Source organism: Inquilinus sp. NPDC058860 (assembly GCF_042743185.1).
In the GTDB taxonomy this organism is placed as follows: domain Bacteria; phylum Pseudomonadota; class Alphaproteobacteria; order DSM-16000; family Inquilinaceae; genus Inquilinus.
In genome coordinates, this window is sequence record NZ_JBHYMS010000032.1 from 1 (window position 1) to 24,232 (window position 24,232).

General features: G+C 68.5%; 19 protein-coding genes. 11 read left to right on the forward strand and 8 right to left on the reverse strand.

Annotation, left to right across the window (positions count from 1 at the left end; genetic code table 11):
* Positions 1–74: 74 nt before the first annotated feature.
* Entirely contained in the window at positions 75–2,438 is a 2,364-nt protein-coding gene (locus ACFW16_RS21100) for a beta strand repeat-containing protein (protein WP_380308618.1), read from the reverse strand.
* Positions 2,439–2,567: 129 nt separating this feature from the next.
* Positions 2,568–3,215 carry a TetR/AcrR family transcriptional regulator gene (locus ACFW16_RS21105; protein WP_380308620.1) on the reverse strand — a complete coding sequence of 216 codons (648 nt, stop codon included), beginning with the start codon at positions 3,213–3,215 and terminating at the stop codon, positions 2,568–2,570.
* Positions 3,216–3,364: 149 nt separating this feature from the next.
* Between ACFW16_RS21105 and ACFW16_RS21110 the strand changes: the two genes are divergently transcribed.
* Both ACFW16_RS21110 and ACFW16_RS21115 read left to right on the forward strand, forming a co-directional pair.
* Positions 3,365–4,531 (forward strand): HlyD family secretion protein, encoded by a 1,167-nt coding sequence (locus ACFW16_RS21110; RefSeq protein WP_380308622.1) that lies wholly within the window; start codon positions 3,365–3,367, stop codon positions 4,529–4,531.
* Between the two features lie 25 nt (positions 4,532–4,556).
* Positions 4,557–6,143 (forward strand): MDR family MFS transporter, encoded by a 1,587-nt coding sequence (locus ACFW16_RS21115; RefSeq protein WP_380308624.1) that lies wholly within the window; start codon positions 4,557–4,559, stop codon positions 6,141–6,143.
* Positions 6,144–6,235: 92 nt separating this feature from the next.
* On the opposite strand, the gene ACFW16_RS21120 is transcribed toward ACFW16_RS21115, so the two are convergent.
* Positions 6,236–7,096: a DUF2189 domain-containing protein gene (locus ACFW16_RS21120; protein ID WP_380308626.1), complete on the reverse strand. Its 861-nt coding sequence runs from the start codon at positions 7,094–7,096 to the stop codon at positions 6,236–6,238.
* 268 nt (positions 7,097–7,364) lie between these two features.
* On the opposite strand from ACFW16_RS21120, the gene ACFW16_RS21125 reads away from it, so the two are divergent.
* The 6 genes from ACFW16_RS21125 to ACFW16_RS21150 all read left to right on the forward strand — a co-directional run bounded on the left by ACFW16_RS21125 (position 7,365) and on the right by ACFW16_RS21150 (position 12,635).
* Complete coding sequence (locus tag ACFW16_RS21125) at positions 7,365–7,769, forward strand: c-type cytochrome (RefSeq protein ID WP_380308628.1); 405 nt, start codon at positions 7,365–7,367, stop codon at positions 7,767–7,769.
* 345 nt (positions 7,770–8,114) lie between these two features.
* Complete coding sequence (locus ACFW16_RS21130) at positions 8,115–8,945, forward strand: cytochrome c oxidase subunit II (RefSeq protein ID WP_380308630.1); 831 nt, start codon at positions 8,115–8,117, stop codon at positions 8,943–8,945.
* 100 nt (positions 8,946–9,045) lie between these two features.
* Positions 9,046–10,809, forward strand: coding sequence for a cytochrome c oxidase subunit I (ctaD, locus tag ACFW16_RS21135; RefSeq protein WP_380308632.1), 1,764 nt, complete (start codon positions 9,046–9,048; stop codon positions 10,807–10,809).
* A gap of 10 nt (positions 10,810–10,819) precedes the next feature.
* A complete protein-coding gene (locus ACFW16_RS21140) occupies positions 10,820–11,536 on the forward strand; it encodes a cytochrome c oxidase subunit 3 (protein WP_380308634.1) in 717 nt (238 codons plus the stop codon).
* 11 nt (positions 11,537–11,547) lie between these two features.
* On the forward strand, positions 11,548–12,261 hold the full coding sequence (locus ACFW16_RS21145) for a heme-copper oxidase subunit III family protein (RefSeq protein WP_380308636.1): 714 nt from the start codon (positions 11,548–11,550) through the stop codon (positions 12,259–12,261).
* Positions 12,262–12,266: 5 nt separating this feature from the next.
* Positions 12,267–12,635 carry a cytochrome C oxidase subunit IV family protein gene (locus tag ACFW16_RS21150; protein ID WP_380308638.1) on the forward strand — a complete coding sequence of 123 codons (369 nt, stop codon included), beginning with the start codon at positions 12,267–12,269 and terminating at the stop codon, positions 12,633–12,635.
* An 86-nt stretch (positions 12,636–12,721) separates the two neighbouring features.
* On the opposite strand, the gene ACFW16_RS21155 is transcribed toward ACFW16_RS21150, so the two are convergent.
* Both ACFW16_RS21155 and ACFW16_RS21160 read right to left on the reverse strand, forming a co-directional pair.
* On the reverse strand, positions 12,722–14,332 hold the full coding sequence (locus tag ACFW16_RS21155) for a M20/M25/M40 family metallo-hydrolase (RefSeq protein WP_380308640.1): 1,611 nt from the start codon (positions 14,330–14,332) through the stop codon (positions 12,722–12,724).
* 7 nt (positions 14,333–14,339) lie between these two features.
* Positions 14,340–14,591: an Lrp/AsnC ligand binding domain-containing protein gene (locus ACFW16_RS21160; RefSeq protein ID WP_138891733.1), complete on the reverse strand. Its 252-nt coding sequence runs from the start codon at positions 14,589–14,591 to the stop codon at positions 14,340–14,342.
* 235 nt (positions 14,592–14,826) lie between these two features.
* On the opposite strand from ACFW16_RS21160, the gene ACFW16_RS21165 reads away from it, so the two are divergent.
* Complete coding sequence (locus ACFW16_RS21165) at positions 14,827–17,346, forward strand: hypothetical protein (protein WP_380308643.1); 2,520 nt, start codon at positions 14,827–14,829, stop codon at positions 17,344–17,346.
* 7 nt (positions 17,347–17,353) lie between these two features.
* Here the strand turns inward: ACFW16_RS21165 and ACFW16_RS21170 are convergent, their stop codons facing one another.
* A complete protein-coding gene (locus ACFW16_RS21170) occupies positions 17,354–18,376 on the reverse strand; it encodes a LacI family DNA-binding transcriptional regulator (protein ID WP_380308645.1) in 1,023 nt (340 codons plus the stop codon).
* 321 nt (positions 18,377–18,697) lie between these two features.
* Between ACFW16_RS21170 and hisE the strand changes: the two genes are divergently transcribed.
* Positions 18,698–19,036 carry a phosphoribosyl-ATP diphosphatase gene (hisE, locus tag ACFW16_RS21175; RefSeq protein ID WP_380308647.1) on the forward strand — a complete coding sequence of 113 codons (339 nt, stop codon included), beginning with the start codon at positions 18,698–18,700 and terminating at the stop codon, positions 19,034–19,036.
* A gap of 93 nt (positions 19,037–19,129) precedes the next feature.
* On the opposite strand, the gene ACFW16_RS21180 is transcribed toward hisE, so the two are convergent.
* Positions 19,130–20,812, reverse strand: coding sequence for a calcium-binding protein (locus ACFW16_RS21180; RefSeq protein WP_380308649.1), 1,683 nt, complete (start codon positions 20,810–20,812; stop codon positions 19,130–19,132).
* A gap of 472 nt (positions 20,813–21,284) precedes the next feature.
* Complete coding sequence (locus ACFW16_RS21185) at positions 21,285–23,570, reverse strand: phosphocholine-specific phospholipase C (RefSeq protein WP_380308651.1); 2,286 nt, start codon at positions 23,568–23,570, stop codon at positions 21,285–21,287.
* 178 nt (positions 23,571–23,748) lie between these two features.
* Between ACFW16_RS21185 and ACFW16_RS21190 the strand changes: the two genes are divergently transcribed.
* On the forward strand, positions 23,749–24,228 hold the full coding sequence (locus ACFW16_RS21190) for a cupin domain-containing protein (RefSeq protein WP_138891742.1): 480 nt from the start codon (positions 23,749–23,751) through the stop codon (positions 24,226–24,228).
* The last annotated feature ends 4 nt before the right edge of the window (positions 24,229–24,232 follow it).

The following is a 24,232-nucleotide window of genomic DNA, read 5'->3' on the forward strand; positions in this document are numbered from 1 at the left end:
TGCCGCCATTGCAGCAGGGGCGCGCCCCTGCTGCAATGGCATCACCAAACTGACCTGTCTCTATTTATCGTGTCTCATGTCAGGGGTGCAGTCCAGAGGCTCCCCTGCAACTCGATCTGGAAATCCGAGACGCCGTCGCCATTGACGTCGCCGCCGATCACCGTCTTGTCGCCCGAGACGGCATAGCGAAGCTGCCCGGCCTGATGGGTGTAGGCGCCGGTGCCGATGAAGGTGAAGGCCTGGTTGCCGGTGGCAGGGCCGCTCGCATCGATCGCCGACAGGTCGATCCTGTCCGCCTGGGCATGGCTGAAATCCATGATCAGGTCGCGGCCGGCGGCCGAGGCCAGGCTGTCGGCCAGGGTGGCATAGACGAAGCGGTCGGCCCCGGCCCCGCCGGTCAGCGTGTCGCGGCCCAGCCCGCCGGTCAGGACATTGGCGACGTCATTGCCGGTCAGCGTATCGCCGAAGTCGCTGCCGATCAGGTTCTCGATCGACGTGTAGATGTCGCCGGTGGCGGTGCCGGCCGATCCCACGCCGGTCGCCAGGCTGGCGACCACGCGGACGGTGCTGTCGGTGTAGATGGCGGTATCGGCGCCGTCTCCGCCGTCGAGATGATCGGGGCCTGCCCGGCCCATGAGGATGTCGTTGCCGCTTCCGCCGGACAGGGCGTTGGCGCCGCTGGTTCCGGACAGCCTATCCGAGACACTGGTGCCGATCGCGTTCTCGACCGAGAAATAGACGTCGCCATCGTACAGGCCGGCGCCGTAGCGCCCCCATATGGTCTTCTGCAGGTCGACGATCGCTCCTCCGGTTTGGGCGTTTCCGATGGAGTAGTCGACGGTGTCGATGCCCGCGCCGCCGTCGAAGCGCTCGGCGCCCATATTGGCCTTCATGATATCGTTTCCGGCGCCGCCGGACAGATCGTAGGGAATGTAAGTCGTGAAGTCCCCCGAATTTCCGCCGCTGATCAGGAGGTCGTCCCCGGTTCCACCGTCGAGATAGGTGATCTCGTCGAATGCACCTGTGAGGGTATCGGCGAAGTTGCTGCCGACGATGCCGAAGATGCCGCTGAAAGTGTCGCCTTCCGCGGTGCCGCCCGAAGCGGTTCCGGCGGCGAGATCGACGGCCACGCCGGCAAGGCTGTCGACATAGCTGACGGTCGTGGTGCCGGACGGCCACGGGTCTTGAGTGAAGTGGTCGGCGCCGGCGCCGCCGATGAGGATGTCGTCGCCTCCGCCGCCGTTGAGAGTGTTGGCGTTGGCGTCGCCGATCAGTGTGTCGTCGAAACTGCTGCCGAAGATGGTCTCGATCGAGGCATAGGTATCGCCCTCGGCGGTGCCGCCCGATCCGGTCCCGGTCAGGTCGGCAGTCACTCCGACCGTGCTGTCGGTATAGGAGACGGTATCGCTGCCGCTGCCGCCGTCGAGATGATCCGCACCCGCACCGCCGCTCAATCTGTCATCGCCGGCACCGCCCGCGAGAGCGTCGGCACCGGCATCGCCGGCCAGCGTGTCATTCCCGGCCGCGCCACGCAGCGTATCGTCGCCATCCCCGCCGGTGATGGCCGCGGCACCGGCGCCGGCGCTGATGATATCGTTGCCGTTCCCGCCGGAGAGACTGCCGAGCGTGTTGCCGCCGGTCAGCCTGTCATCGTGGTCGCTGCCGACGATGTTCTCGATCAAGAAGTAGGTGTCGCCATAGGCCGTGCCGGTCGTACCGATCCCGGTCGTCAGATTGACGGTCACCCCCACCGTGCTGTCGGTGTAAACGGCCGTGTCGCTGCCGTTACCGCCGATGAGATGATCGGTCCCGGCCCCGCCGGTCAGCATCCCGCCGCCGTCGCCGGCTTCAAGAATGTCGGCTCCGGCTCCGCCCGCCAGGATGTCATAGCCGTTCCCGCCGGAAAGAACATTCGCGCCGCCGTCGCCGGTCAAGGTGTCGGCGAGAGCGCTGCCGACGATGCTCTCGATCGAAACATATGTGTCTCCCTCGGCCGTGCCGCCTGATCCGGTTCCGGTGATCAGGCTGACGATCACCGCGGCGGTGCTGTCCGCATATCTCGCCGTATCCTCCCCGGCCCCGCCATCGAGATGATCGGCACCGGCACCGCCGGTGAAGCTGTTGTCCGCACCGTCGCCGGTCAGGTTGTCGGCAAAAGTGCTGCCGACCAGATTCTCGACCGAGGTGTAGGTATCGCCGGTGGCCGTGCCGGTCGACCCGGTTCCGGCCAAGCTTGTGGTCACTCCGACGGCGCTGTCGTCGTAAGAGGCCGTGTCGATTCCGGCGCCGCCGTCGAGATGATCGGCGCCGGCGCCGCCGCGCAGCACGTCGTCGCCATCCAGGCCGTCGAGGGTATCGTTGCCGCCAAGGCCGAAGATCTCGTCGGGGCCGCCGGTGCCGTCGAGCAGGTCGTCGCCAGGGGTGCCGAAGATCGCCATGACAGATCCCTCGATGCCTGTGTTGCCGATCCGACGTTGGCGACAAAAGGTGGCCGAATTCAGCCGACGTCTTCCGTCTTGATACCAGCTTCTTTCGGCCGGGCGCAGCGGCGGTCGGCCGACGCAGAGCTACCGCCGGACCAGGCATCCGCGCAGGAAGATGTCCACCGCCTCGTCGACCCGGCGGTCGATCTCCACCCGGGTCGGCAGCGGGGCGACGCCGAGCGTGGCGGCGCGGAGCGGTTCGGCGATCGTCATCGAGACCAGCATCCGGGCCGTTTCCATGGCGTCGTCGAAACGCAGCACGCCATGCCGGCGCTGCGTCTCCAGCCAGGCGGCCAGCGCCTCGGCGTTGCGCACCGGACCGGCCTGGTAGAAGGCCTTCGCCATCCCCGGGAAGCGCAGCGACTCGGCGTAGACCAGCCGGTTCAGCGCCACCGTCTCCTCCGACAGCACCAGCCGCGCCAGCTCCTGCAGGAACTGATGCAGGGCCTGCTCCATGCCTTCCGGATCGGGGCCGGCGTCATGCCCGATCGGCGAGCGCAGCGCTTCCGACCGGGCGTCGATCACAGCCTCCAGCAGATGCTCCTTGGTGTCGACGAAGCGGTAGATCGTCTTCTTCGACACGCCGGCCGCCTGGGCCACCGCCTCCATGCTGGTGCCGCCGAAGCCCTGGGCCAGGAAAATCCGGGTCGCCGCCTCCAGGATCAGGCGCCTGGTCTCCTCGTCGCTGCGCTGCTGCGGCCGGCCTCGCGGCCGTTTCGGCGTTTCCTGCATGTCTGGCCCCTCGGTCGCGCATTTGCACAATTCGCTTCCCTCTCCCATCTTTTGTCGGAAACCGTCAAGTTTCCTAAATCGCCTCGACATCCCGCCGCCCTCGAAGACGGCCGGCGATCCGGCGGTTTTCGCTTTGGAGGGCAAATGTCATGACGCATCAGGTTCAGCCGGCCCAGCTCCGCACCGCGCCGGCGCCGGAGGCCAGCGAGACCGCGGCCGCGCCGGCGGCGCCGCGGCGCCGCCTCGGGCGCCGGCTCCTGCTGCTGCCGCTCGGGGTCGTCGTCCTGGCCGGCGCCGCGTGGTTCGGCTGGAACTGGTGGACCGTCGGGCGGTTCCAGGAATCGACCGACGACGCCTATGTGAAGGCCGATTCGACCACCATCGCGCCGAAGGTCTCCGGCTACATCGCCGAGGTGCTGGTCCAGGACAACCACGCGGTGACGGCGGGCCAGCCCCTGGCCCGGATCGACGACCGCGACTACGCCGTGGCGCTGGACCAGGCCAAGGCCAATGTCCTGGCGGCCCAGGCCGACATCGCCGATGCCGACGCGGCGATCCAGCAGCAGGCGGCGGCGATCGAGCAGGCCCGCGCCACCGTCGGGGTCGACCAGGCGGCGCTGACCTACGCCCAGCAGCAGTTCGACCGCTACACGGCCCTGGCCAAGACCGGCAACGGCAGCGTGCAGAACGCGCAGCAGATGACCGCCAACGTCCAGTCGGCGACCGCGACGCTGCAGCGCGACCAGGCGGCGGTGACCGCGTCGGAGAAGCAGCTCGACGTGCTGAAGGCCCAGCTGGAGAAGGCGAAGGCCGCGCTCGCGGCCGACCAGGCGGCGCAGCGCCAAGCCGAGCTCAACCTCGGCTATACCACCATCGCCGCGCCGGTGGCAGGCACGATCGGCAACCGCAGCCTGCGGGTCGGCCAGTACGTCCAGGCCGGCACCCAGCTGATGGCCGTGGTGCCGCTGGCCGAAACCTATGTCGTCGCCAACTTCAAGGAGACGCAGCTGACCGACGTGCATCCGGGCCAGCCGGTCGACATCGCGGTCGACATGTTCCCGGACGCCGACATCCACGGCCATGTCGACAGCCTGTCGCCGGCCAGCGGCCAGGAATTCGCCCTGCTGCCGCCGGACAACGCCACCGGCAACTTCACCAAGATCGTCCAGCGCATCCCGGTGAAGATCGTGCTCGAGCGCGACGACCCGCTGGCGGGCGAGCTGCGCCCCGGCATGTCGGTGATCGCGACCATCGACACCAAGCAGGGCGACACCAAGCAGGGCGACACCAAGCAGGACACGGCCGCGGCCCACTGAGCGCCGCGGCCGGAGGGCCCAATCCATGTCTTCCACCACCACCGCCGGCGCCCCGCCGACCAGTTCTGGCGACCGTGCCAGCCTGACCACCTGGATCTCGGTGTTCTCCGGCCTGCTCGGCGCCTTCATGGCGGTGCTGAACATCCAGATCACCAATGCCTCGCTGCCGCAGATCGAAGGCGGCATCGGCACCGGCGTCGACAACGGCGCCTGGATCTCGACCTCCTATCTGATCGGCGAGATCATCGTCATCCCGCTGACCGCCTATCTCAGCCAGGTCTTCTCCTTCCGCCGCTTCCTGCTGGTCAACACCGCACTGTTCCTGGTGTTCTCGGTGGCCTGCGCCTTCGCCACCAGCCTGGGCGAGATGATCCTGCTGCGCGGCATCCAGGGCTTCACCGGCGGCGTGCTGATCCCGATGGCCTTCACCCTGGTGATGACCAGGCTGCCGCTCTCCCAGCGGCCGATGGGCATGGCGCTGTTCGCCATCACCGCCACGTTCGCGCCGGCGATCGGCCCGACCATCGGCGGCTGGCTGACCGACAATTACGGCTGGGAATACATCTTCTACATCAACCTGGTGCCGGGCGCCTTCATGCTGGCCGGGCTGGCCGCGACGCTGGAGCGCGAGCCGATGCGGCTCTCCCTCCTGAAGGAGGGCGACTGGTTCGGCATCGGCGCCATGGCGATCGGCCTGGCGGCGCTGCAGACGGTGCTGGAGGAGGGCAACAAGGACGACTGGTTCGGCTCTCCCTTCATCGTCCGCCTGACCGTGATCGCCGTCGTCTTCCTGTCGCTGTTCATCTGGATCGAGCTGACGGTGAAAAAGCCTGCGGTCGATCTGCGCCTGCTGACGCGGTGGAACTTCGGCTTCGGCACGCTGGCGAACATCTTCCTCGGCTTCGCCCTCTACGGCAGCGCCTATCTGCTGCCGCAGTACCTGGCCCAGGTGCAGGGCTACGACTCGGAGCAGATCGGCATGGTGGTCGCCTGGACCGGCCTGCCGCAGCTGCTGATCATCCCGCTGGTGCCGATGCTGATGGGCCGGATGGACGCCCGCTGGCTGGTGGCCGGGGGCCTCCTGGTCTTCGCCGCCAGCTGCTTCATGAACACCCACATGTCGCTGGTCTATGGCGGCGACCAGCTGTTCGCGCCCAACATCGTCCGCGCGATCGGCCAGGCCGTGGTGATGGCGCCGCTCTCGGCCATCGCCATGGCCGGCATCGCCCGGCACGAATCCGCCGCCGCCTCGGGCCTGTTCAACATGCTGCGCAACCTCGGCGGCGCCTTCGGCACCGCGCTCTTGGGCACCATCGTCACCAAGCGCGAGCAGTACCACTCGAACATCATCGGCCAGTCGGTGTCGCTGTTCCAGGAGGCGACGCGGACTAGGATCGACCAGCTGACCCAGCATTTCCTGTCGAGCGGCGTGTCCGACCCGGCGACCGCCAAGCACCAGGCGGTGATCGCCATCGGCAGGACCGTGCGGGCGCAGTCGCTGGTGATGGGCTTCAGCGACACCTTCGCCGTGCTGGGCGTGATCCTGCTGGCCTCCGCCGCCTGCGTCTTCATCATGCGCAAGGGCGCCGCCTCGGGCGGAGGAGCGCATTAGGTTCGCGTAGATTGGGTTCGCGCAAGCGAACCCAACACTGGTCCCGGCGGCGCGATGTTGGGTTCGCCCGAAGGCGAACCCAACCTACGACGTCAATTCACCAGCTTGCGGTACAGGTGCCAGGTGGCGTGGCCGAGCACCGGCATGACCACGATCAGCCCGACGAACAGCGGCAGCGAGCCGACCACGAGGCTGGCGGCGACGATCAGACCCCAGGCCGCCATCGGGATCGGGTTGGCGGCGACGGCGCGGACCGAGGTCCAGATCGCGGTATCGGCGCCGACGTCGCGGTCGAGCAGCAGCGGGAACGACACCACGCCGATCGCCATCGCCGCCACGGCGAAGACCAGGCCGACGCCGCAGCCGACCACGATCAGGGTCCAGCCGGCGGTGGTGCCGAACACCTCGCCCAGGAAGGTGCCGAGCGAGGCCGGCTCGCCCGGGCCGAGGGTGGCGTTGTAGATCACCTGGGCCAGGACCATCCACAGGATGAAGATCGCCGCCAGGATGGCGCCGACCGTCAGGATGACGCCGAAGCGGGGCGTGCGCAGCACGCCGAAGGCGGCGCCCCAGCTGGACGGCTGGCCCATCTCCCGCCGCCGGCTCATCTCGTAGAGGCCGATCGCGGCGAAGGGGCCGATCAGGGCGAAGCCCGAGGCCAGCGGGAACAGGAGCGGGATCATGTCCTGCCCGACCATGGCCCGTGCCAGCACCAGCCCGACCACCGGATAGATCAGGCAGAGATAGAGGACGTCGGTGCGGTAGTGGCCGAAATCCTCGAAGCCCTTGGCCAGGGCGTCGCGCAGGTCCTGCAGCCCGATGCGGTGCACCGCCGGGGCCAGGCTGTTGGGGTTCTCTTCGGCGTGGAAGACGGTCTGGCTGCCGGTGCGCAGGGCGTGGCTGCCGAATCTGAGCTGGTCCGCTCCCCACTCCAGGGGGTTTCGGATGGTCATGTCCGTTCCTCCCGAACGTCTGTTCGAGGGGGTTCGCTTCGACCGTGGCAGTGCGGCCGGGATGGCCGCCGGTCACGCCGACGCGACCCGCCATGGACCAAAGTATAACCCGGCTGCGACATTCCGTCCCCTGTCTTTGTCTGGCAGCGTGAAGCAGCCGGGACGTGACGAATCGCACGGCCCTTGAAGGCGGCGGCGGAAAGCCGGAGTATCGGGGCATCGGCAACGCCCGATGCAGCCAGCATGCAGCCAGCCAGGAGGAAGCGTGATGATGCGTTCGACCCTGATCGGTGCACTCGCCTTGGTCGTCTTTACGTCCGGGGGCCTGACCGCGACCGCCCGGGCGGATGGCGACCCGGCGGCCGGCGAGAAGGTGTTCACCCAATGCAAGGCCTGCCACCAGATCGGCGAGACGGCCAAGAACGCCGTGGGGCCGGAGCTGAACGGCCTGTTCGGCCGCCATTCCGGCTCGGTCGCGGGCTACAACTACTCCGACGCCAACAAGAACTCGGGCATCACCTGGGACGAGACGGTGTTCCGCGAGTACATCAAGGCCCCGCGTACCAAGATCCCGGGCACGAAGATGACCTTCATCGGCCTGAAGGACGACCAGAAGATCACCGATCTGATCGCCTTCCTCAAACAGTACGACGCCCAAGGCAAGAAGAACTGAGGGCGGCGGGCCCCGTCGCCCGAGATCGTTGACAATCGAGCGGGCTGACCCGCATCATCAATTCACAGGCCAAGGCCGGACAAGTCTGATGCTGCAAGGGTCGTCTTCGCGTCGACCGTGACGCGGGACGGCCGGGCCAGACGAAGAAGCCGGCCGGCCTCGACACGTGCGAAGGCCGCCATCCATGACGATGTGGCCAAAGTCCGGGGGAGAACGCCGCGCCGGCCCGACGGGTCAGGGCGCACCGGGCCCCCGCGCTGTGCCGCTGCATCCTCGTTTCAGCCCAAGACAACCGACTCCCGGCCTTCTCGTCCATGCCATTGCTCATGACGGGGGTGACCGGAGATGAAGACCGCGCTCGTCCTGGTTCTGGTCGCCGTCGGCTCGGTGGTGTTCCACCTGCTGAGCCCCTGGTGGTGGACCCCGATCGCCTCGAACTGGCATTACATCGACGGCACGATCGAGATCACCTTCTGGATCACCGGCGTGGTGTTCACCGCGATCGTGCTGTTCACCGCCTACTGCGTCTGGCGCTTCCGCCACCGCGAGGGCAACACCGCCGACTACAAGCCGGAGAACAAGCGGCTGGAGGGCTGGCTGACCATCGCCACCGCGGTCGGCGTGGCGGCGATGCTGGCGCCGGGGCTGGTGGTCTGGGCCCAGTTCGTCACCGTGCCGGACGATGCCACCGAGGTCGAGGTGCTGGGCCAGCAATGGCAATGGTCCTACCGGCTGCCCGGCCAGGACGGCAAGCTCGGCACCGCCTCGACCCAGGCGGTGACGGCGGAGAACCCGTTCGGCATCCATGCGGACGACCCGGCCGGCCAGGACGATATCCTGATCCAGGGCGGCGAGCTGCACCTGCCGATCGACAAGCCGGTCAAGATCCTGCTGCGCGCGGTCGACGTGCTGCATGATTTCTACGTGCCGCAGTTCCGGGCGAAGATGGACATGATCCCGGGCTCGGTCACCTATTACTGGTTCACGCCGACCCGCACCGGCACCTTCGAGGTGCTGTGCGCCGAGCTGTGCGGCACCGGGCATCCCTATATGCGCGGCACCGTCATCGTCGACGCCCAGGCCGATTACGACGCCTGGCTGGCGCAGCAGACGACCTATTCGCAGGTCTCGGCCCTGCCGGCGCCGGCCGACCGCGAGGTGGCCGCCGCGAAGTAGTTCCGGCCCCGCGAAGGGGAGGGGCCGCGAGGAGGGAGCATCATTCGGCCGGGACGATCCCCGTCGAGCCCGGCCGCGGAGGAAGCAGGAGGACACGCCCATGGTGGACGTCATCCGCGAACCCGTCGAACCGGTCCCGCCGCTCGAAGTGCCGGATGTCGACCTGTACCATCCGAAGAGCTGGCTGACGACCTGGGTGTTCTCGCAGGACGCCAAGGTCATCGCCGTCCAATACGCCGGCACGGCGCTGGCGATCGGCTTCGTCGCCCTGGTCCTGTCCTGGATGATGCGGCTGCAGCTGGCCTTCCCGGACGACTTCGCCTTCATCGACGCCACCGGCTATTACCAGTTCATCACCATGCACGGCATGATCATGGTGATCTACCTGCTGACGGCGCTGTTCCTGGGCGGCTTCGGCAACTACCTGATCCCGCTGATGCTGGGCGCGCGGGACATGGTGTTCCCCTACGTCAACATGCTCAGCTACTGGATCTACCTGCTGGCGGTGCTGGTGCTGGTGGCCAGCTTCTTCGTCCCCGGCGGGCCGACCGGGGCCGGCTGGACCCTGTACCCGCCGCAGGCGATCCTGTCCGGCACGCCGGGCGGGCGCGAATGGGGCATCATCCTGATGCTCGGCTCGCTGATCCTGTTCATCATCGGCTTCACCATGGGCGGGCTGAACTACGTCGTCACCGTGCTGCAGGCGCGGGCCCGCGGGATGACGCTGATGCGGATGCCGCTGACGGTGTGGGGCATCTTCACCGCCACCATCATGGCGCTGCTGGCCTTCCCGGCCCTGTTCGTCGCCTGCGTGATGATGCTGATCGACCGGCTCTTGGGCACCAGCTTCTTCATGCCGGCCCTGGTCGAGATGGGCGAGCAGCTGAAATACGGCGGCGGCAGCCCGATCCTGTTCCAGCACCTGTTCTGGTTCTTCGGCCATCCCGAGGTCTACATCGTCGCCCTGCCGGCCTTCGGCATCGTCTCCGACCTGATCAGCACCCACGCCCGCAAGAACATCTTCGGCTACCGCATGATGGTGTGGGCGATCGTCGGCATCGGCGCGCTGAGCTTCGTCGTCTGGGCGCACCACATGTATGTCAGCGGCATGAACCCGTATTTCGGGTTCTTCTTCGCCACCACGACGCTGATCATCGCCATCCCGACGGCGATCAAGGTCTACAACTGGGTGCTGACGCTGTGGCGCGGCGACATCCACCTGACGCCGCCGATGCTGTTCGCCCTCGCCTTCATCGTCACCTTCGTCAATGGCGGGCTGACCGGGCTGTTCCTCGGCAACGTCGTGGTCGACGTGCCGCTGTCCGACACCATGTTCGTGGTCGCGCATTTCCACATGGTGATGGGGGTGGCGCCGATCTTCGTGGTGTTCGGCGCGATCTACCACTGGTACCCGAAGATCACCGGGCGGATGCTGGACGACACGATGGGCAAGATCCATTTCTGGGTCAGCTTCGTCGGCGCCTACGCGATCTTCTTCCCGATGCACTATCTCGGGCTGATCGGCGTGCCGCGGCGCTATTTCGAGCTCGGCGAGACCGCTTTCGTGCCGCCCTCGGCCCATGACCTCAACATCTTCATCACCGCCGCGGCGCTGACCGTCGGCGCGGCCCAGTTGCTGTTCCTGTTCAACCTGATCTGGAGCGTGCGGCACGGCCGCGACGCCGGCGGCAACCCGTGGCGGGCGACGACGCTGGAATGGCAGACGCCGACCACCCCGCCGCCGCACGGCAACTGGGGGCGCGAGCTGCCGGTGGTCTATCGCTGGGCCTATGACTACAGCGTCCCGGGCGCTGCGCAGGACTTCCTGCCGCAGAACCAGCCCGGCGCCGTGCACCACGGCTGAGGGCGCGGCGATGGTCATCGTCACCCTGTTCATGCTGGCGGTCGGCGGCTTGGCCTTGTTGTGGCTGGCCCGCCAGGGGCTGATGACCAAGCCTTGGCTGGAGGAGAGCACGGTCGGCAACGTGCCGGCCACCGGCGCCTCGCTGCGTCCGACGGCGCTGATCGGGCTGGGCGTGTTCCTGGTCGTCGCCGGCGCGCTGTTCGCCCTGCTGGTCAGCGCCTATTCGATGCGCATGGCGCTGCCGGACTGGCGGGCGCTGCCGGTGCCGCTGCTGTTGTGGATCAACACCGCGGCGCTCGTGGCCGCCAGCATTGCCCTGCAATGCGCCCAGGCCGCCGCCCGCCGCGACGACCTGGCCGACACCCGCACCGGCCTCCTGGCCGGCGGCGCCGCGTCGCTGGTGTTCGTTGTCGGGCAGCTCCTGGCCTGGCAGCAGCTGCACATGCTGGGCTATTTCCTGGCCAGCAACCCGGCCAACTCCTTCTTCTACCTGGTCACCGCGGTGCATGGCGTGCATGTGCTGGGCGGCTTGGTGGCCCTGGGCCGCACCGGCGCCCGGGCCTGGCGCGGCGACCGGTCCGGCGACGAGTCCGGACGTCTGCGCCTGAGCGTCCAGCTGTGCACGTTGTACTGGCATTTCCTGCTGCTGGTCTGGCTGATCCTGCTCGCCCTGCTGACCGGCTGGGCGGACCGCTTCGCCGAGATCTGCAGCCAGCTCCTGACCTAGGGAGGTCGTCGATGGCCGAAACCCATATCGCCGGAACGCTCGAACGCCCCGCGGGCTGGCAAGGCGTCGCCGCCGATTGGTCGTCCGACCAGCGCGCCTTCAAGAGCGCGTCCTGGGGCAAGGCGATGATGTGGATCTTCCTGCTCAGCGACACCTTCGTGTTCGGCTGCTTCCTCTTGTCCTACATGACGGTGCGGATGTCGACCGCCGAGAGCTGGCCGAACCCGAGCGAGGTGTTCGCGCTGACCATCGGCGGCGAGTCGATCCCGCTGATCCTGATCGCGATCATGACCTTCGTGCTGATCAGCAGCAGCGGCACCATGGCCATGGCGGTCAATTACGGCTACCGCCGCGACCGGGTGAAGACGGCGGTGCTGATGCTGGTGACGGCGGCCTTCGGCGCCACCTTCGTCGGCATGCAGGCCTTCGAATGGACCAAGCTGATCCATGAAGGGGTACGGCCCTGGGGCAACCCCTGGGGCGCGCCACAGTTCGGCTCGGCCTTCTTCATGATCACCGGCTTCCACGGCACCCATGTCACCATCGGCGTGATCTTCCTGATCGCCATGGCCCGCAAGGTGCTGCGCGGCGACTTCGAGACCGGCCGGCGCGGCTTCTTCACCAGCCGCCGGGGCAATTACGAGATCGTCGAGATCACCGGCCTGTACTGGCATTTCGTCGATCTGGTCTGGGTGTTCATCTTCGCGCTGTTCTACCTGTGGTGAGGGACATGGCACACGCCGCGCATATCGACGAAGGGCACGGGCCGTCGCAGCCCGTCGCCCATGCCGAGGGCCAGCAGCACCCGATCAAGCTGTACCTGGTGGTCTGGGGCTGGCTGTTCGTGCTCAGCGCCTGTTCCTACCTGGTCGACTACTTCGCCCTGCAGGGCCTGCTGCGGTGGAGCCTGATCCTGATCTTCATGATGCTGAAGGCGGGGCTGATCGTCGCCGTGTTCATGCATATGAAATGGGAGCGGCTGGCCCTGGTCTACGCCATCACGGTGCCGCCGGTGGCGCTGCTGGTCTTCGTCGCCATCATGGTGGCGGAGTCCGACTATACGCTGCTGACCCGGATGCTGTTCCTGGGTGGGAAGTAGAAGCTTCGTAGGTTGGGTTCGCGACGGCGAACAACATGGCGCCGACCGAACGATTGTTGGGTTCGCAGGAGCGAACCCAACCTACGTCAGTCTTTCAGCACCCCGTCCGCGATCTCGCGGATCAGCTCCGGCAGCACCTCGAAGGCGTAGGGCCGGTAGATGCGCTCCAGCGGCGTGTGGTAGTCGCGCCCCCAGGGGCCGGCGTCGACGATCGGGATCTGCGCCAGGGCCGGGCCGTCGGGCCAGGGCAGACCGGCGCCCCAGGCCGGGGTCTCGGCGGCGATGGCCGCGACCGAGCCCTCGTCGCCCGTGCCGAGGAAGCTCATGTCCGAGATGCCGGGGAACCAGGGCTCGAGCCCGATCGTGGTGCCGTGGCGCGCCGCCACCCTGGCTGCGGCCTCGCGGGTCGCCCGCTCCAGCCGCCGCCCGGCCTCGTCCTGGCCCAGCGATACCGGCAGGTAGGGCATCGAAGCCAGGCCCAGCACCACTGCCGGGCCGCTGCGGCCGCTCAGCCGCCACAGCGCCTCGGTGATCCGGCGGCACTGTTCGGGCAGGTCCAGCCCGGCCTCCGCCGCCTCGGCCGCGACCGCGGCAAGCGCCGCCTCGGCCTCGGGCGAGCGGGCCAGCACCTCGCTGCGCAGCGCGGCGAAGCGCAGCACCGGCACGTCGGGCACATCGGCCCCGCCGCGTCGCCGCAGCTGCGCCGCGACCCCCGCGACGGCGTCCCCGATCAGCCGGGCCAGGGGCGCCAGCACATCCTCCGGCCCGCGCCGGTACAGCGCGGTGTTCCAGAACATCCAGACGGTGCCGGGGGTGGTGACGTCGTAGCCGGCCTTGCCGTCCTTCATGCCCAGCAGCGTCGCCGGGGTGCCGGAAGCGTTGCCCAGGCTCTCGGTCAGCTCCGGCGCCCATTCCACCGCGGCGGCGATGGCGCCGGCCAAAGCGGCGGCGCTCACCCCCCGGATGGTGTCGGCGACGTGGGTGGCGCGGCCGACCACCAGCGCGCTTGGCAGCAGCTTGCCGACGCTGCCCAGCGCCACCGACCGGCCGAAGCGGCCGTCGTCGGTGTCGCCCAGGCAGTCGAGATTGATCGCGGCGTCGAGGTTCAGCCCCAGCCGCTCGGCCAGGCCGGGCAGGGCGCGGGCGGCGCTGCGGGCGCCGGCGGAGTTGACCTCCTCGTCCGGCACGGCGAGGAACAGCAGGTTGCCCTCGCGCTCCGGCTCCGCGGCCGCCGTCTCCAGCACCGCGAGGCCGGCGGCGAGCCCGCCCTTCATGTCGAGCAGCCCGCGCCCGGGCAGGAAGTCCGGCCCGGACAGGTCGGCCAGGGCCAGCCGCTCCGCCTCGCTGGGCGCGTCCCGCCGCAGCCGGGCCAGCAGGGCGTACTTCAACTGCTCCGGCTCGGTCGCCAGCGGCTCGAGGTCGCCGTAATCGGCCGCCGTCACCGTGTCGAAATGGCCGGTCAGAACCACGGTGCGGCGGCCGCGCCCGCGCAGCAGCGCGGCGACGCTGGCGCGGCCCAGCCGGTCGCCGGTCGGGATGGTCCAGACGTCGTCCGGCCGGTCGCGGAAGGCCGGGCTGGCGCGCAGGAGCCCGCACAGCGTCTCGGCGAAGGCGACCTCGTCCGCCGTGCCGGTGACGCTGGGGATGCGGGTCAGGGTCAGCGCCCAGTGCTCGGCGCGGGCGGCGAGATCGGTCATGGTCGTCTCAGCTCTTGCCGGCGAAGGCGTTGAAGGTGATCAGCGTCATCGTGTCCTTGATGTGCGGCAGGGCGTGGATGCGGCTGTTGACGAAGCGGCCGACATCGACGTCCTCCGGCAGGTAGCATTTGACCATCAGGTCGAACTGGCCGGAGATCGAGTAGATCTCCGACACCTCCTCGATCTCGTCCACCGCATGCTCGGCCGTGTCGTAGGCGTGGCCCAGCTCGCATTTCACCATGATGAAGATCGGGCGCATCAAGCGGCCTCCGTGACTCGGGGTTCGGGCCGATCCTAGCCCGGCGGCGGCGGCAGGTCATGCGGGGATGGCGGTCCCGGGCCGGGCTCGGTCGGCGGCCTTTGCCGGGAAAACCCGTCAAACTATCCGTATTCCGGCAGGCGCGCATCCTCCGTTCGGCTGATGCCGCCGCCGCATTTGCCGGGCAGGCTGGCGCGCATCGGGCGGGCCGCGTCCGGCAGCGGGGAGAGCGATCATGGCCGTCGTCAACGGAACCGCGGGGAACGATCTGATCCATGTCGCCGGCGACGGCGTGGTGGCACAGCCCGGCTTCACCGACATCCCCCAGGCGACGGCCTCTAACGACCTGCTGTACGGCCTGGGCGGCAACGACCTCATCTATGGCGGCGTAGGCTTCGACGAGATCTTCGGCGGCGACGGCAACGATGTCATCGATGGCGGTGCAGACTTGGACGAGATCTTCGGCGGCGACGGCAACGATGTCATCCATGGCGGCGCAGGCCCAGACGACCTCGACGGCGGCGAGGGCGACGATGTGGTCTATGGCGACGACGAGGACGACGTGATCTACGGCGGCAATGGCAACGATATCCTGGTCGGGGGGGCCGGCCCGGACACGCTCGCCGGCGGCGCCGGCATTGACACCGTCCGCTATGACGGCACCACCGGCGTCAGGATCGACCTCCACAGGGCTCGCGGCTACTACGGCGACGCCGAGGGCGACGTGATCTTTGGGGTCGAGATCGTCGAGGGCACCGTTTTCGGCGACAACGTGTCTGGAGCCGCCGCCTCCGAGACGCTGAGAGGCCGCGACGGAAATGACACTCTCTATGGCCGCGGCGGCAACGACGCGCTTTCCGGCGATGCCGGCAACGATGGACTCTACGGCGACGACGGCGATGACGGCCTTTCCGGCGGCGACGGCGATGACCTCCTCGATGGCGGTGCCGGGGCGGATCGGCTCGCCGGCGGCGCCGGCGTCGATATGCTTCGGTATTTTAGCAGCGCTGCCGGCGTGGCCGTGAATCTGACGGCCCGGACCGCCTCGGGCGGCCACGCCCAGGGGGATGTGATCGGAGCCGACATCGAGTTGGTGGACGGCTCGGTCTACGCTGACACCCTCACCGGTTCCGCCGCCGCCAATACCCTCTTCGGCGAGGCCGGAAACGACAGCCTCTCAGGGCTCGCCGGCGACGACAGCCTCTCGGGGGGCGACGGCGACGACGTGCTTCGCGGCGGCATTGGGGCGGACCGCCTCGACGGCGGCGTCGGCATCGACTTCGTCAGCTACTACGGTGCAACAGCCAGGGTGATCGTCGATCTGGCTGCAGGCGCCGGCTCCGGCGGCGACGCGGCGGGCGACACCTATTTCGAGATCGAGAACGTCAGCGGTAGTACGGCCGCGGACGGCATCCACGGCAATGCCGTCGCCAATGTCCTCAACGGCTACGAAGGCGACGACGCACTTTACGGCTATGACGGCGACGACACCCTCCTCGGCGGCGCCGGCGACGACTTCCTGCAGGGGGCGGCCGGGGCGGACCGGATCGACGGCGGCGCCGGCATCGACACCATCGACTACAACGGCGCCGCCGGGGTGACGGTCAATCTCGGCACCGGCCTCGGCAGCGGCGGCGAGGCCCAGGGCGATGTGATCTCCGGCGTCGAGAATGTGCAGGGTACCGGCGATTACGGCGATGCCCTGACCGGCTCCGCGGCCGCCAACCGTCTCAGGGGCTATGGCGGGAACGATGTCCTTCTCGGCCTCGGCGGCTCGGACACGCTGATCGGCGACGGGGGCGACGACACGCTCCGCGGCGGCGACGGCGACGATATCCTCCATGTCGGCCCCGGGGCGGACATCATGGATGGCGGCGCCGGCCGCGACACCGTCGTGTTCACCAGCGCCACGGCGGCCGACTGGCAGACGGGGATGCTCAGCCCCGATATCGCCGAGGACACCTGGGAAGGCTGGGAGGTGATCCAGGGCTCCTCCGGCAATGACACCATCCGCACCGCCAACGCGGGCTTTGCGGTGGAGTTGCGCGGCGGCGCCGGCGACGACGTGCTCGCCGCCGCGGTCGACGCCGCCTTCGGCGACACGCTGTGGGGCGAGGACGGCAACGACCGGATCAGCGGCGGCGCCGGCGACGATACGCTCCGCGGCGGTGCCGGGGCCGATACGCTCGATGGCGGCACCGGTATCGACACCGCCAGCTACTACAACGGTCTGGTCGGGGTCTCGGTCAATCTGACCGCCGGCAGCGGCAGCGGCGGCGATGCCTCGGCCGACACCCTGGCCGGGATCGAGAACGTCTCCGGCAGCCAGGGCAACGACATCCTGGTGGGAAACGCCGACGCCAATGCCTTGCGAGGCTGGGGAGGCGCCGACGTGCTCAACGGCGTTGCCGGGCAGGACACGCTCACCGGCGGCACCGGCGCCGACCGCTTCGTGCTGAGCAGCACGGCGCACAGCCCGGTCGGGGGCGGGGCGGACCTGATCACCGATTTCAGCCATGCCCAGGCGGACAAGATCGACTTGCACCTGATCGACGCCAATACCGGTGCCGGCGGCGACCAGGCCTTCAGCTTCATCGGCACCGGCGCCTATACCGGCGCCGCCGGGCAGCTCCGCTACGTCGTCTCCGGCGGTGTCACCACCATCGGCGGCGACCTCAACGGCGACAAGGTCACCGACTTCCAGATCAAGCTCACCGGAAGCATCGCTCTGGTGGCCGGCGACTTCGTGCTCTGAGTCCGCCTCAGCCGCCCTGGTCCGGCGCCGGGCCGCGCACGGTGCGGCGCCAGATCAGCGGTGCCGGGATCGTCAGCCGCAGCGGCGCCGTGCTCTCCGCGTCCAGGGCGGCCATCACCGCGTCGCCGGTGGCGTCGACCGACTGGTCGAAGGTGGTCAGGTCGTAGGCCGACCAGCCGGCCTGCTCGGTGTTGTCGAAGCCGATGACGCAGAGATCCTCGGGCACGCGCAGGCCCAGATCGTGACGCGCGGCGTCGAGGAAGCCGAACGCGACCAGGTCGCTGATGCAGAAGGCGGCGTCCGGCCGGTCCGGCCGCAGCAGCAGGTCGTGCGCTGCGGCCTTTCCGGTGGCGTAGACGGTGCGGCCGCCGCGCCAGATCGCCGGCTCGATCCCCTCCGCCTGGGCGGCGGCCAGGAAGCTAGCCTCGCGCGCCAGGAGCGCGGGCGTGCCCTGGGCCGAGGTCACCAGGCACGGCCGGCGGCAGCCGGCGCGGCGGAAGGCGGCCACCGCCACCCGGCCGGGCAGGGCGCTGTCGATGGCGATGTTGTCGGGCCCGTCGATCCGGTCGTCGCGGTTGATCAGCACCACCCGCTGCCCGGCGGCGAGGCACAGCCGGGTGATGTCCTCCGACGGGGTGCCGGACAGCACGATGGTGGCGTCGGCGCGGTAGTTCAGGATCTGCCGCAGCGCCGATTGCGCATCGGCGTCGCCGCGGCCGCTGGTGCCGATCAGCATGGCGACGCGGCCGCTGTGCTGCAGCCGGTCGATAAGGGCGCCCACCATCCGCGACCGCAGCGGCGTCTCCAGGTCGGACGCGACGATACAGACGATCCGGCTCGACTGCCGGGTCAGGCCGCGGGCCAGGTGATTGACGTGATAGCCCAGCGCCTCCGCCGCTTCCAGCACCCGCCGGCGCGTCTCGGCCGAGACGCTGGCGCCGGGCGTGAAGGTGCGCGAGACGGCGGAGCGGGAGACGCCGGCCCGGTCGGCCACCTGCTGGGCGCTGGCGAAGCTGCGGCGACTCGTCACGAAGGATCCTGGGTGGAACGCCCGTCCGGGCGCGGCAGAAGGTCGATTTTATGCACAGCCGTGCAGATGGCAAGCACTAGGATTGGGACGGAAGCGCCGCCGATGACCTATGGGTTGTTGACAGGCCGGCAGTTTCGTGTCGATCTTGCACAGCCGTGCAAATATCCGGCGCGGGACGCGGGCGGTCGCATTCGGGTCGCGTCCTGAACAGCCCGGGACCACGGCGTAACGGAAGGAACATCCTGGTGCCGCGATTGCGGCGCAGGATCCCGCGAGGGCCGTTGGAGGCGGTTCCCCGGAGGGAAGCGGAAGGGATCGATCATGGGGCATCAGACCACGTTTGGACGGGATCGTCTGGAGGCTCTGGCGGAGGAACTGCGGGAGCGCCGGTCGCGCATGCAGTTCAGCCCGCGTACGGCCAAGCTGCTGGACAGCGGCGTGCCGAAGATGGCGCAGAAGCTGGTCGAGGAGGCGGCGGAGGTGGCGATCGACGCCGTCCGGGGCGAACGCCAGGCCGTGATCGAGGAGGCCGCCGACCTGATGTTCAACCTGACCGTGCTGCTGACCGAGCTCGAGATTCGCCCCTGCGAGGTCTGGGAAGAGATGGACCGGCGCCAGAAGCTGTACGGCATCGCCGAGAAGCTGCCGAAGGACCGGTGAGGCCGCCAGGGTGGAAGTCGGCGGGACCGGGGCTCCGTCCATGAGAAAAAGGGCCGCCCGGCGAACGGGCGGCCCTTCGAGAGGATCCGGCGACTACAGGACGAAGTCGCCTGCCACCAGGTTGATCGAGCCGACCAGGCGGATCTGCACATCGGCCCAGCCGTCGCCATTGGCGTCGATATAGACGTTGGTCTCCGACGCTCCCGCGATGAAGCGGACCTCGCCGGCATCATGGCTGAAGGCCGCCGAACCGATGAAGCTGCCGTCGCCCCCGGTGATGCCCGACACGTCGATCTTGTCGCCCTGGGCGTGAGAGAAGTCGTCGATCCGGTCGACCGTACGCTTGGCGAGGGAGTCGCCGATGACGGAGAAGACGAAGGTATCCGCACCGTCGCCGCCGTTCAGGCGGTCTGCTCCGGCCCCGCCGGCAAGCGTGTCGTTGCCGCGCCAGCCGACCAGATAGTTGGAGCCGCTGTCCCCGGTCAGCGTATCGCCGAACCTGCTGCCGTAAAGATTCTCGATGCTGGTATAGGTGTCGCCGGCGGCCTGTCCGGCGTTGGCCCCCGGATTGGCCAGACTGGCGGTGACGGCGCCGGTCGAAGTGTCGTATGCGGCGGTGTCGAAGCCGGCCCCGCCGTTCATCTGATCCGCGCCGGCGTCACCGACGAGCTTGTCGTTGCCGTCGCCCCCCTGGATGATGTCGTTTCCGGTGCCCCCGTTGAGGATGTCGTTTCCTGCGCCGCCGTCGAGCGTATCGTTGCCGGTCCAGCCGATGATGTAGTTGGCGCCGGCGTCACCGGTCAGGGTGTCGCCGAACATCGAGCCGAAAAGATTTTCGATGCTGCTGTAGCTGTCGCCGGCCGCATCGCCGGTATTGGCCGCGGCGTTGCCCAGATTCGCCGTCACGCCGGTAAGGGCGTTGTCGTAGACAGCCTGATCGATGCCGGTGCCGCCGATCAGGGTGTCGGCTCCGGCGCCGCCGATCAGCCGGTCGGCGCCGGCACCGCCGTCGAGCACGTCGGTGCCGTCCGCCCCCGACAGGCGATTGGCTCCGGTGTCGCCGGTCAGGTGGTCGTCGAACTGGGAACCGCGCAGGTTTTCGATGCTGATCAGGGTGTCGCCGGTGGCATGGCCTCCGCTGGCCGTGCCGAGGGCCAGGTTCACCGTCACGGCGGCGTTGGAGACGATGTAGTCGCCCATGTCCGATCCGGCGCCGCCGTTCAGGACGTCGCCGCCCTCTGCACCGGCCAGGCCGTCATTGCCGGCGCCGCCCAGCAGGGTGTTCGCGCCGGCATTGCCGCCCAGATAGTCGCCGAAGGCCGACCCGGTGAGATTGGTGATGCCGACGAGGCGATCGCCCTCGGCGTCACCGCCATGGCCCGTGGTGACCCCGGTCAATCCAATGCTGAGGCCCAGCAGAGTGATATTGATGTTGGCCGTCTCATAGAGCAGGACCGCGACGCGGGACGAGGACGAGGAGTAGTCCGCCGTGTCGATGCCGGAAACGGAGAGGATGCCGGTGGTGGACAGCACGCCGCCGACCAGGAGATCGGCGCCGGTGCCGCCGATGAGGACGTCATCGCCGCCATAGCCGACCAGGGTATCGTCGCCGCCCCGGCCGTCGAAATGGTCATCGCCCATTGCGCTGAGCAGACCGGTGACAATGTTGGATGGATGGGTGTCCGCTGCGTCGGTGCCGACAAAGGTGGCCATGAATAATCTCCAACACGATATGAAAACTATACAAATTTGATCATCCAGCCTGCGGTTCTTCAACGAGGAATTGCAGGCCTTGTGAAGTTAGACGCATTGTTGAAAGACAGCAGGATAACATTTCGAGTCGGCTTTGATAAAATTTCTATAGAGGAAAATATTATTTCTATAGTCAGATACATTATAACAGCCGATGGGAATTTGATTCCGACCGATCTGCTGTCCGAAGATATCCTTGGTGGCTGCCGTGCTTGCCGTGCCGGCGGGCGAACGGGACGGCACCGTGGACCGATGACAGGGTTGCGTCCGTATCGATGCGGGGCAGGGTAGCCGCGGCTCAGCCTGGCGAGGCTGCCACGCTGCGGGAGTTTCCGGACGGACCGAAGCATGGCCCGGCCATCATCATCACGAGACGCCCGAATGGCGCCAGAAGCTGTACGGCATCGCCGAGACGCTGCCGAAGGATCGGCAGCCGCTTCCGCTCGACCGATGATGGTGCCGCGGCACCGGATCGGCGCCGCGGCTTTGCGTGTCTCTAGACAGTCTCGACGGCCGGGCCGCCGATCTTCGGGTCGGTCAGGCCGGGACGACCGGTTTCGACATGGCCGGCGAAGCGGCGAAGGAAATCGTCTCCGGTCCCGGCCGTGACGCTCAGGTCGAACCAGCCGAAGCTGGACCGCAGCGACCAGCGGTCTCGGACCAGGGCGCCCGGCCGGAGGTAGTGATGCCGCGCCGGCTCGCTGCTGTAGCCGTTGACGACGGTCAGATAGCAGGGCCGGAAGCCGATATTGCTCAGCAGCAGCGTGACGTCGCCCGACAGGCCGTCCTGCATCAGCCGCACCTCGGGCCGGGCGATGCCCGACAGGATCGGGGTCAGGCGGCCCTTGAACCGGTTCAGCATGCCGTTCGGCCCGTAGACCGACAGGTCGTAGCTGCCGGGGCGGTCCGGCGTCCAGCTGTCGGACAGCGTGTCACCGGCCCCGACCGTATATTGCCACGGCCCGCGCCGGTCGGCGGTCGGCTGCATCGGCCGGTCCGGGAACACGGTGTCGTCCGGCTCGTAAGGCTTGCCCGCCTCGTTGAAGGTCGCGCCGCCGCCGGCATGGACGATGAAGCAGGCGCCGGCCGACCCGGCATTGGCGAAATCGATCCAGAACCGGCGCCCGTCCGGATCGACCCGGCCATGGGCGCTGAGGCGATAGGGCAGGGGCCGGGCGCGGCGCTGGCCGCGCTGCTGCACCGGCCGTGACGGCTTGGCCGGCGGCACGGGCCCCGGCCGGCCGGCGGCGGCGTCGGCCTGGGCCTTGTAGCGGCTGGTGTCCGGCAGCGGCGGCAGGGCGGCGTCCGGCGTGCGGAAATCGAAGGCCGCGGTCAGGTCGCCGCAGACGGAGCGGCGCCAGGGCGAGATGGTGCGGCAGGGCACGCCGAAGCGCCGCTCGATGAACTGCAGCACGGAGGTGTGGTCGAACAGCTCGGAGCAGACCCAGCCGCCCTTGCTCCAGGGCGAGACCACCAGCATCGGCACGCGGGGTCCGAGGCCGATCGGCACGCCGTTGTAGTTCTCGTCGCCGACCGGAACCGTGCTGCGGCCCTGATAGCCGTAGAAGCGGGTGTTCACCGGCGGCACCGGCGCCGGCACATGGTCGAAGAAGCCGTCATTCTCGTCGTAGTTCACGATCAGGACGGTCTTGGCCCAGACCTTCGGGTTGCTGGTCAGCGCCTCCAGGATCTTGTCGACGAAGGCCTGGCCGGCGGCGGGGGAGGCGTTGGGGTGCTCGCAGAAGGCGTCGGGGCAGATCACCCACGACACCTGCGGCAGCCGGTCGGCCTTGACGTCATCGGCGATCGCCCGCGCCAGCACGGCGTCGTAGGGATCCTCGTTCGAGGCCAGCTTGGGGCCGACATAGGCGCGGCCGCGCTTGTACAGGTCGGAGCTCTTGCTCAGCTTGCGGAAGTCGCGGTGATAGGCCAGCGAGTTGCAGCCGTAGTTGGAATAGGCCTGGTAGACCCGCCAGTCGATGCCGTGCCTCTCCAGCGTCTCGGCATAGGCTTCCCAGGCCAGCCCTTCCCAGGGCTCGTCCAGGTCCATGTCGCCGGTCCAGTTGTTGTCCAGCTCCTGGCCCTTCAGCCGGCGCTTCGGGTTCTGGGGATCGCGGCCGGTCAGGGTGTAGACGCTGGCGCCGCCGGTGAAGTACTGCCGGTTCGGTTCGGTGTTGGCGAAGATCGAGCAGTGGTTGGCGTCGCAGACGGTGAACGCGTCTGCCAGATGGGCGTAGAAGGGCAGGTCGGACGCGGTGTCGTAATAGCCCATCGACATCCGGCTCTTCAGCGGCACCCAGCTGTCCCAGCTCTTCCACAGCGACTGGTCCAGCTTCCAGCTGTGGTCGGTGCCGTCCATGTGCTGGGCGCTGGTGCTGCCGGTGTCGAGCCGGAACGGCAGGACGTAGTCCAGCTTCGCCTGGGCCGCGGGGTCGGCCTCGTACCAGCGTTGCCGCTCGTGCCAATGGTCCCAGTCGACATTCTGGTAGCCGGTGCGGCTGGCGCCGTTGCGGCCGACGCTCTGGTACCAGACCGGCCGGCCGCTCGGCAGCGGCGCCGGGCGCGGGTCGCCGAAGCCGCGGACGCCGTTCAGCGTGCCGAAATAATGGTCGAAGGACCGGTTCTCCTGCATCAGCACGACGATGTGCTCGACATCGCGCAGGGTTCCGGTGGCGTTATGGGCGGGAATCGCCAGGGCCTCGCGGATGCTGGCCGGCACGGCCATCGCGGCCGCGGCGGCGAGCCCGGTCTTCAGGAATTGGCGGCGGCTGTCGGAAGTCACGATCGGCGTCTCATGGCGGCAGGGGAATCGGACGCCGATCCTATAGCAGCGGAGCGTGACGGACCGGTTACGCCGGCCCCGGGGAAATGCCCGAAAGGGTCGATCGCGGTTGCACCGGCCACGGTCGCGGCGCAGTCTGGCGCCGAACGCCGCGGAGAGTTTCCGGACGGACCGAAGCATGACCGATCATCATCACCACGAGACACCTGACTGGCGCCTGAACGGGGTGCGCGTGATCCGCGGCACCGATCTCGACCCCAACACCGCCCAGACGCCGGGCATGGACCGCAAGGCAGCGATCAACGCGGCCCGGGTCGGGGCGCAGAAGATCTGGGCCGGCACCGTCACCATCCACCCGGACGCCAAGACCGGCGCGCACCACCACGGGCCGCTGGAGAGCGTGATCTACGTCGTTCGCGGCAAGGCCCGGATGCGCTGGGGCGAGAAGCTGGAATACGTCGCCGAGGCCGGGGCGGGCGATTTCATCTTCGTGCCGCCCTATGTGCCGCACCAGGAGATCAACGCCTCGACCGACGAACCGCTGGAATGCGTGCTGGTGCGCAGCGACAACGAGGCGGTGGTGGTCAATCTCGACATCGAGCCGGTGGAGAAGCCGGAGGCGGTCTACTGGGTCGACCCGATCCACAAGCATCCGTGACGGA

Bases quoted from the DNA above. Each gene is read 5' to 3' on its own strand.
- ACFW16_RS21100 (WP_380308618.1), bottom strand. From the start codon at position 2,438: ATGGCGATCTTCGGCACCCCTGGCGACGACCTGCTCGACGGCACCGGC.
- ACFW16_RS21105 (WP_380308620.1), bottom strand. From the start codon at position 3,215: ATGCAGGAAACGCCGAAACGGCCGCGAGGCCGGCCGCAGCAGCGCAGC.
- ACFW16_RS21110 (WP_380308622.1), top strand. From the start codon at position 3,365: ATGACGCATCAGGTTCAGCCGGCCCAGCTCCGCACCGCGCCGGCGCCG.
- ACFW16_RS21115 (WP_380308624.1), top strand. From the start codon at position 4,557: ATGTCTTCCACCACCACCGCCGGCGCCCCGCCGACCAGTTCTGGCGAC.
- ACFW16_RS21120 (WP_380308626.1), bottom strand. From the start codon at position 7,096: ATGACCATCCGAAACCCCCTGGAGTGGGGAGCGGACCAGCTCAGATTC.
- ACFW16_RS21125 (WP_380308628.1), top strand. From the start codon at position 7,365: ATGATGCGTTCGACCCTGATCGGTGCACTCGCCTTGGTCGTCTTTACG.
- ACFW16_RS21130 (WP_380308630.1), top strand. From the start codon at position 8,115: ATGAAGACCGCGCTCGTCCTGGTTCTGGTCGCCGTCGGCTCGGTGGTG.
- ctaD (WP_380308632.1), top strand. From the start codon at position 9,046: ATGGTGGACGTCATCCGCGAACCCGTCGAACCGGTCCCGCCGCTCGAA.
- ACFW16_RS21140 (WP_380308634.1), top strand. From the start codon at position 10,820: ATGGTCATCGTCACCCTGTTCATGCTGGCGGTCGGCGGCTTGGCCTTG.
- ACFW16_RS21145 (WP_380308636.1), top strand. From the start codon at position 11,548: ATGGCCGAAACCCATATCGCCGGAACGCTCGAACGCCCCGCGGGCTGG.
- ACFW16_RS21150 (WP_380308638.1), top strand. From the start codon at position 12,267: ATGGCACACGCCGCGCATATCGACGAAGGGCACGGGCCGTCGCAGCCC.
- ACFW16_RS21155 (WP_380308640.1), bottom strand. From the start codon at position 14,332: ATGACCGATCTCGCCGCCCGCGCCGAGCACTGGGCGCTGACCCTGACC.
- ACFW16_RS21160 (WP_138891733.1), bottom strand. From the start codon at position 14,591: ATGCGCCCGATCTTCATCATGGTGAAATGCGAGCTGGGCCACGCCTAC.
- ACFW16_RS21165 (WP_380308643.1), top strand. From the start codon at position 14,827: ATGGCCGTCGTCAACGGAACCGCGGGGAACGATCTGATCCATGTCGCC.
- hisE (WP_380308647.1), top strand. From the start codon at position 18,698: ATGGGGCATCAGACCACGTTTGGACGGGATCGTCTGGAGGCTCTGGCG.
- ACFW16_RS21190 (WP_138891742.1), top strand. From the start codon at position 23,749: ATGACCGATCATCATCACCACGAGACACCTGACTGGCGCCTGAACGGG.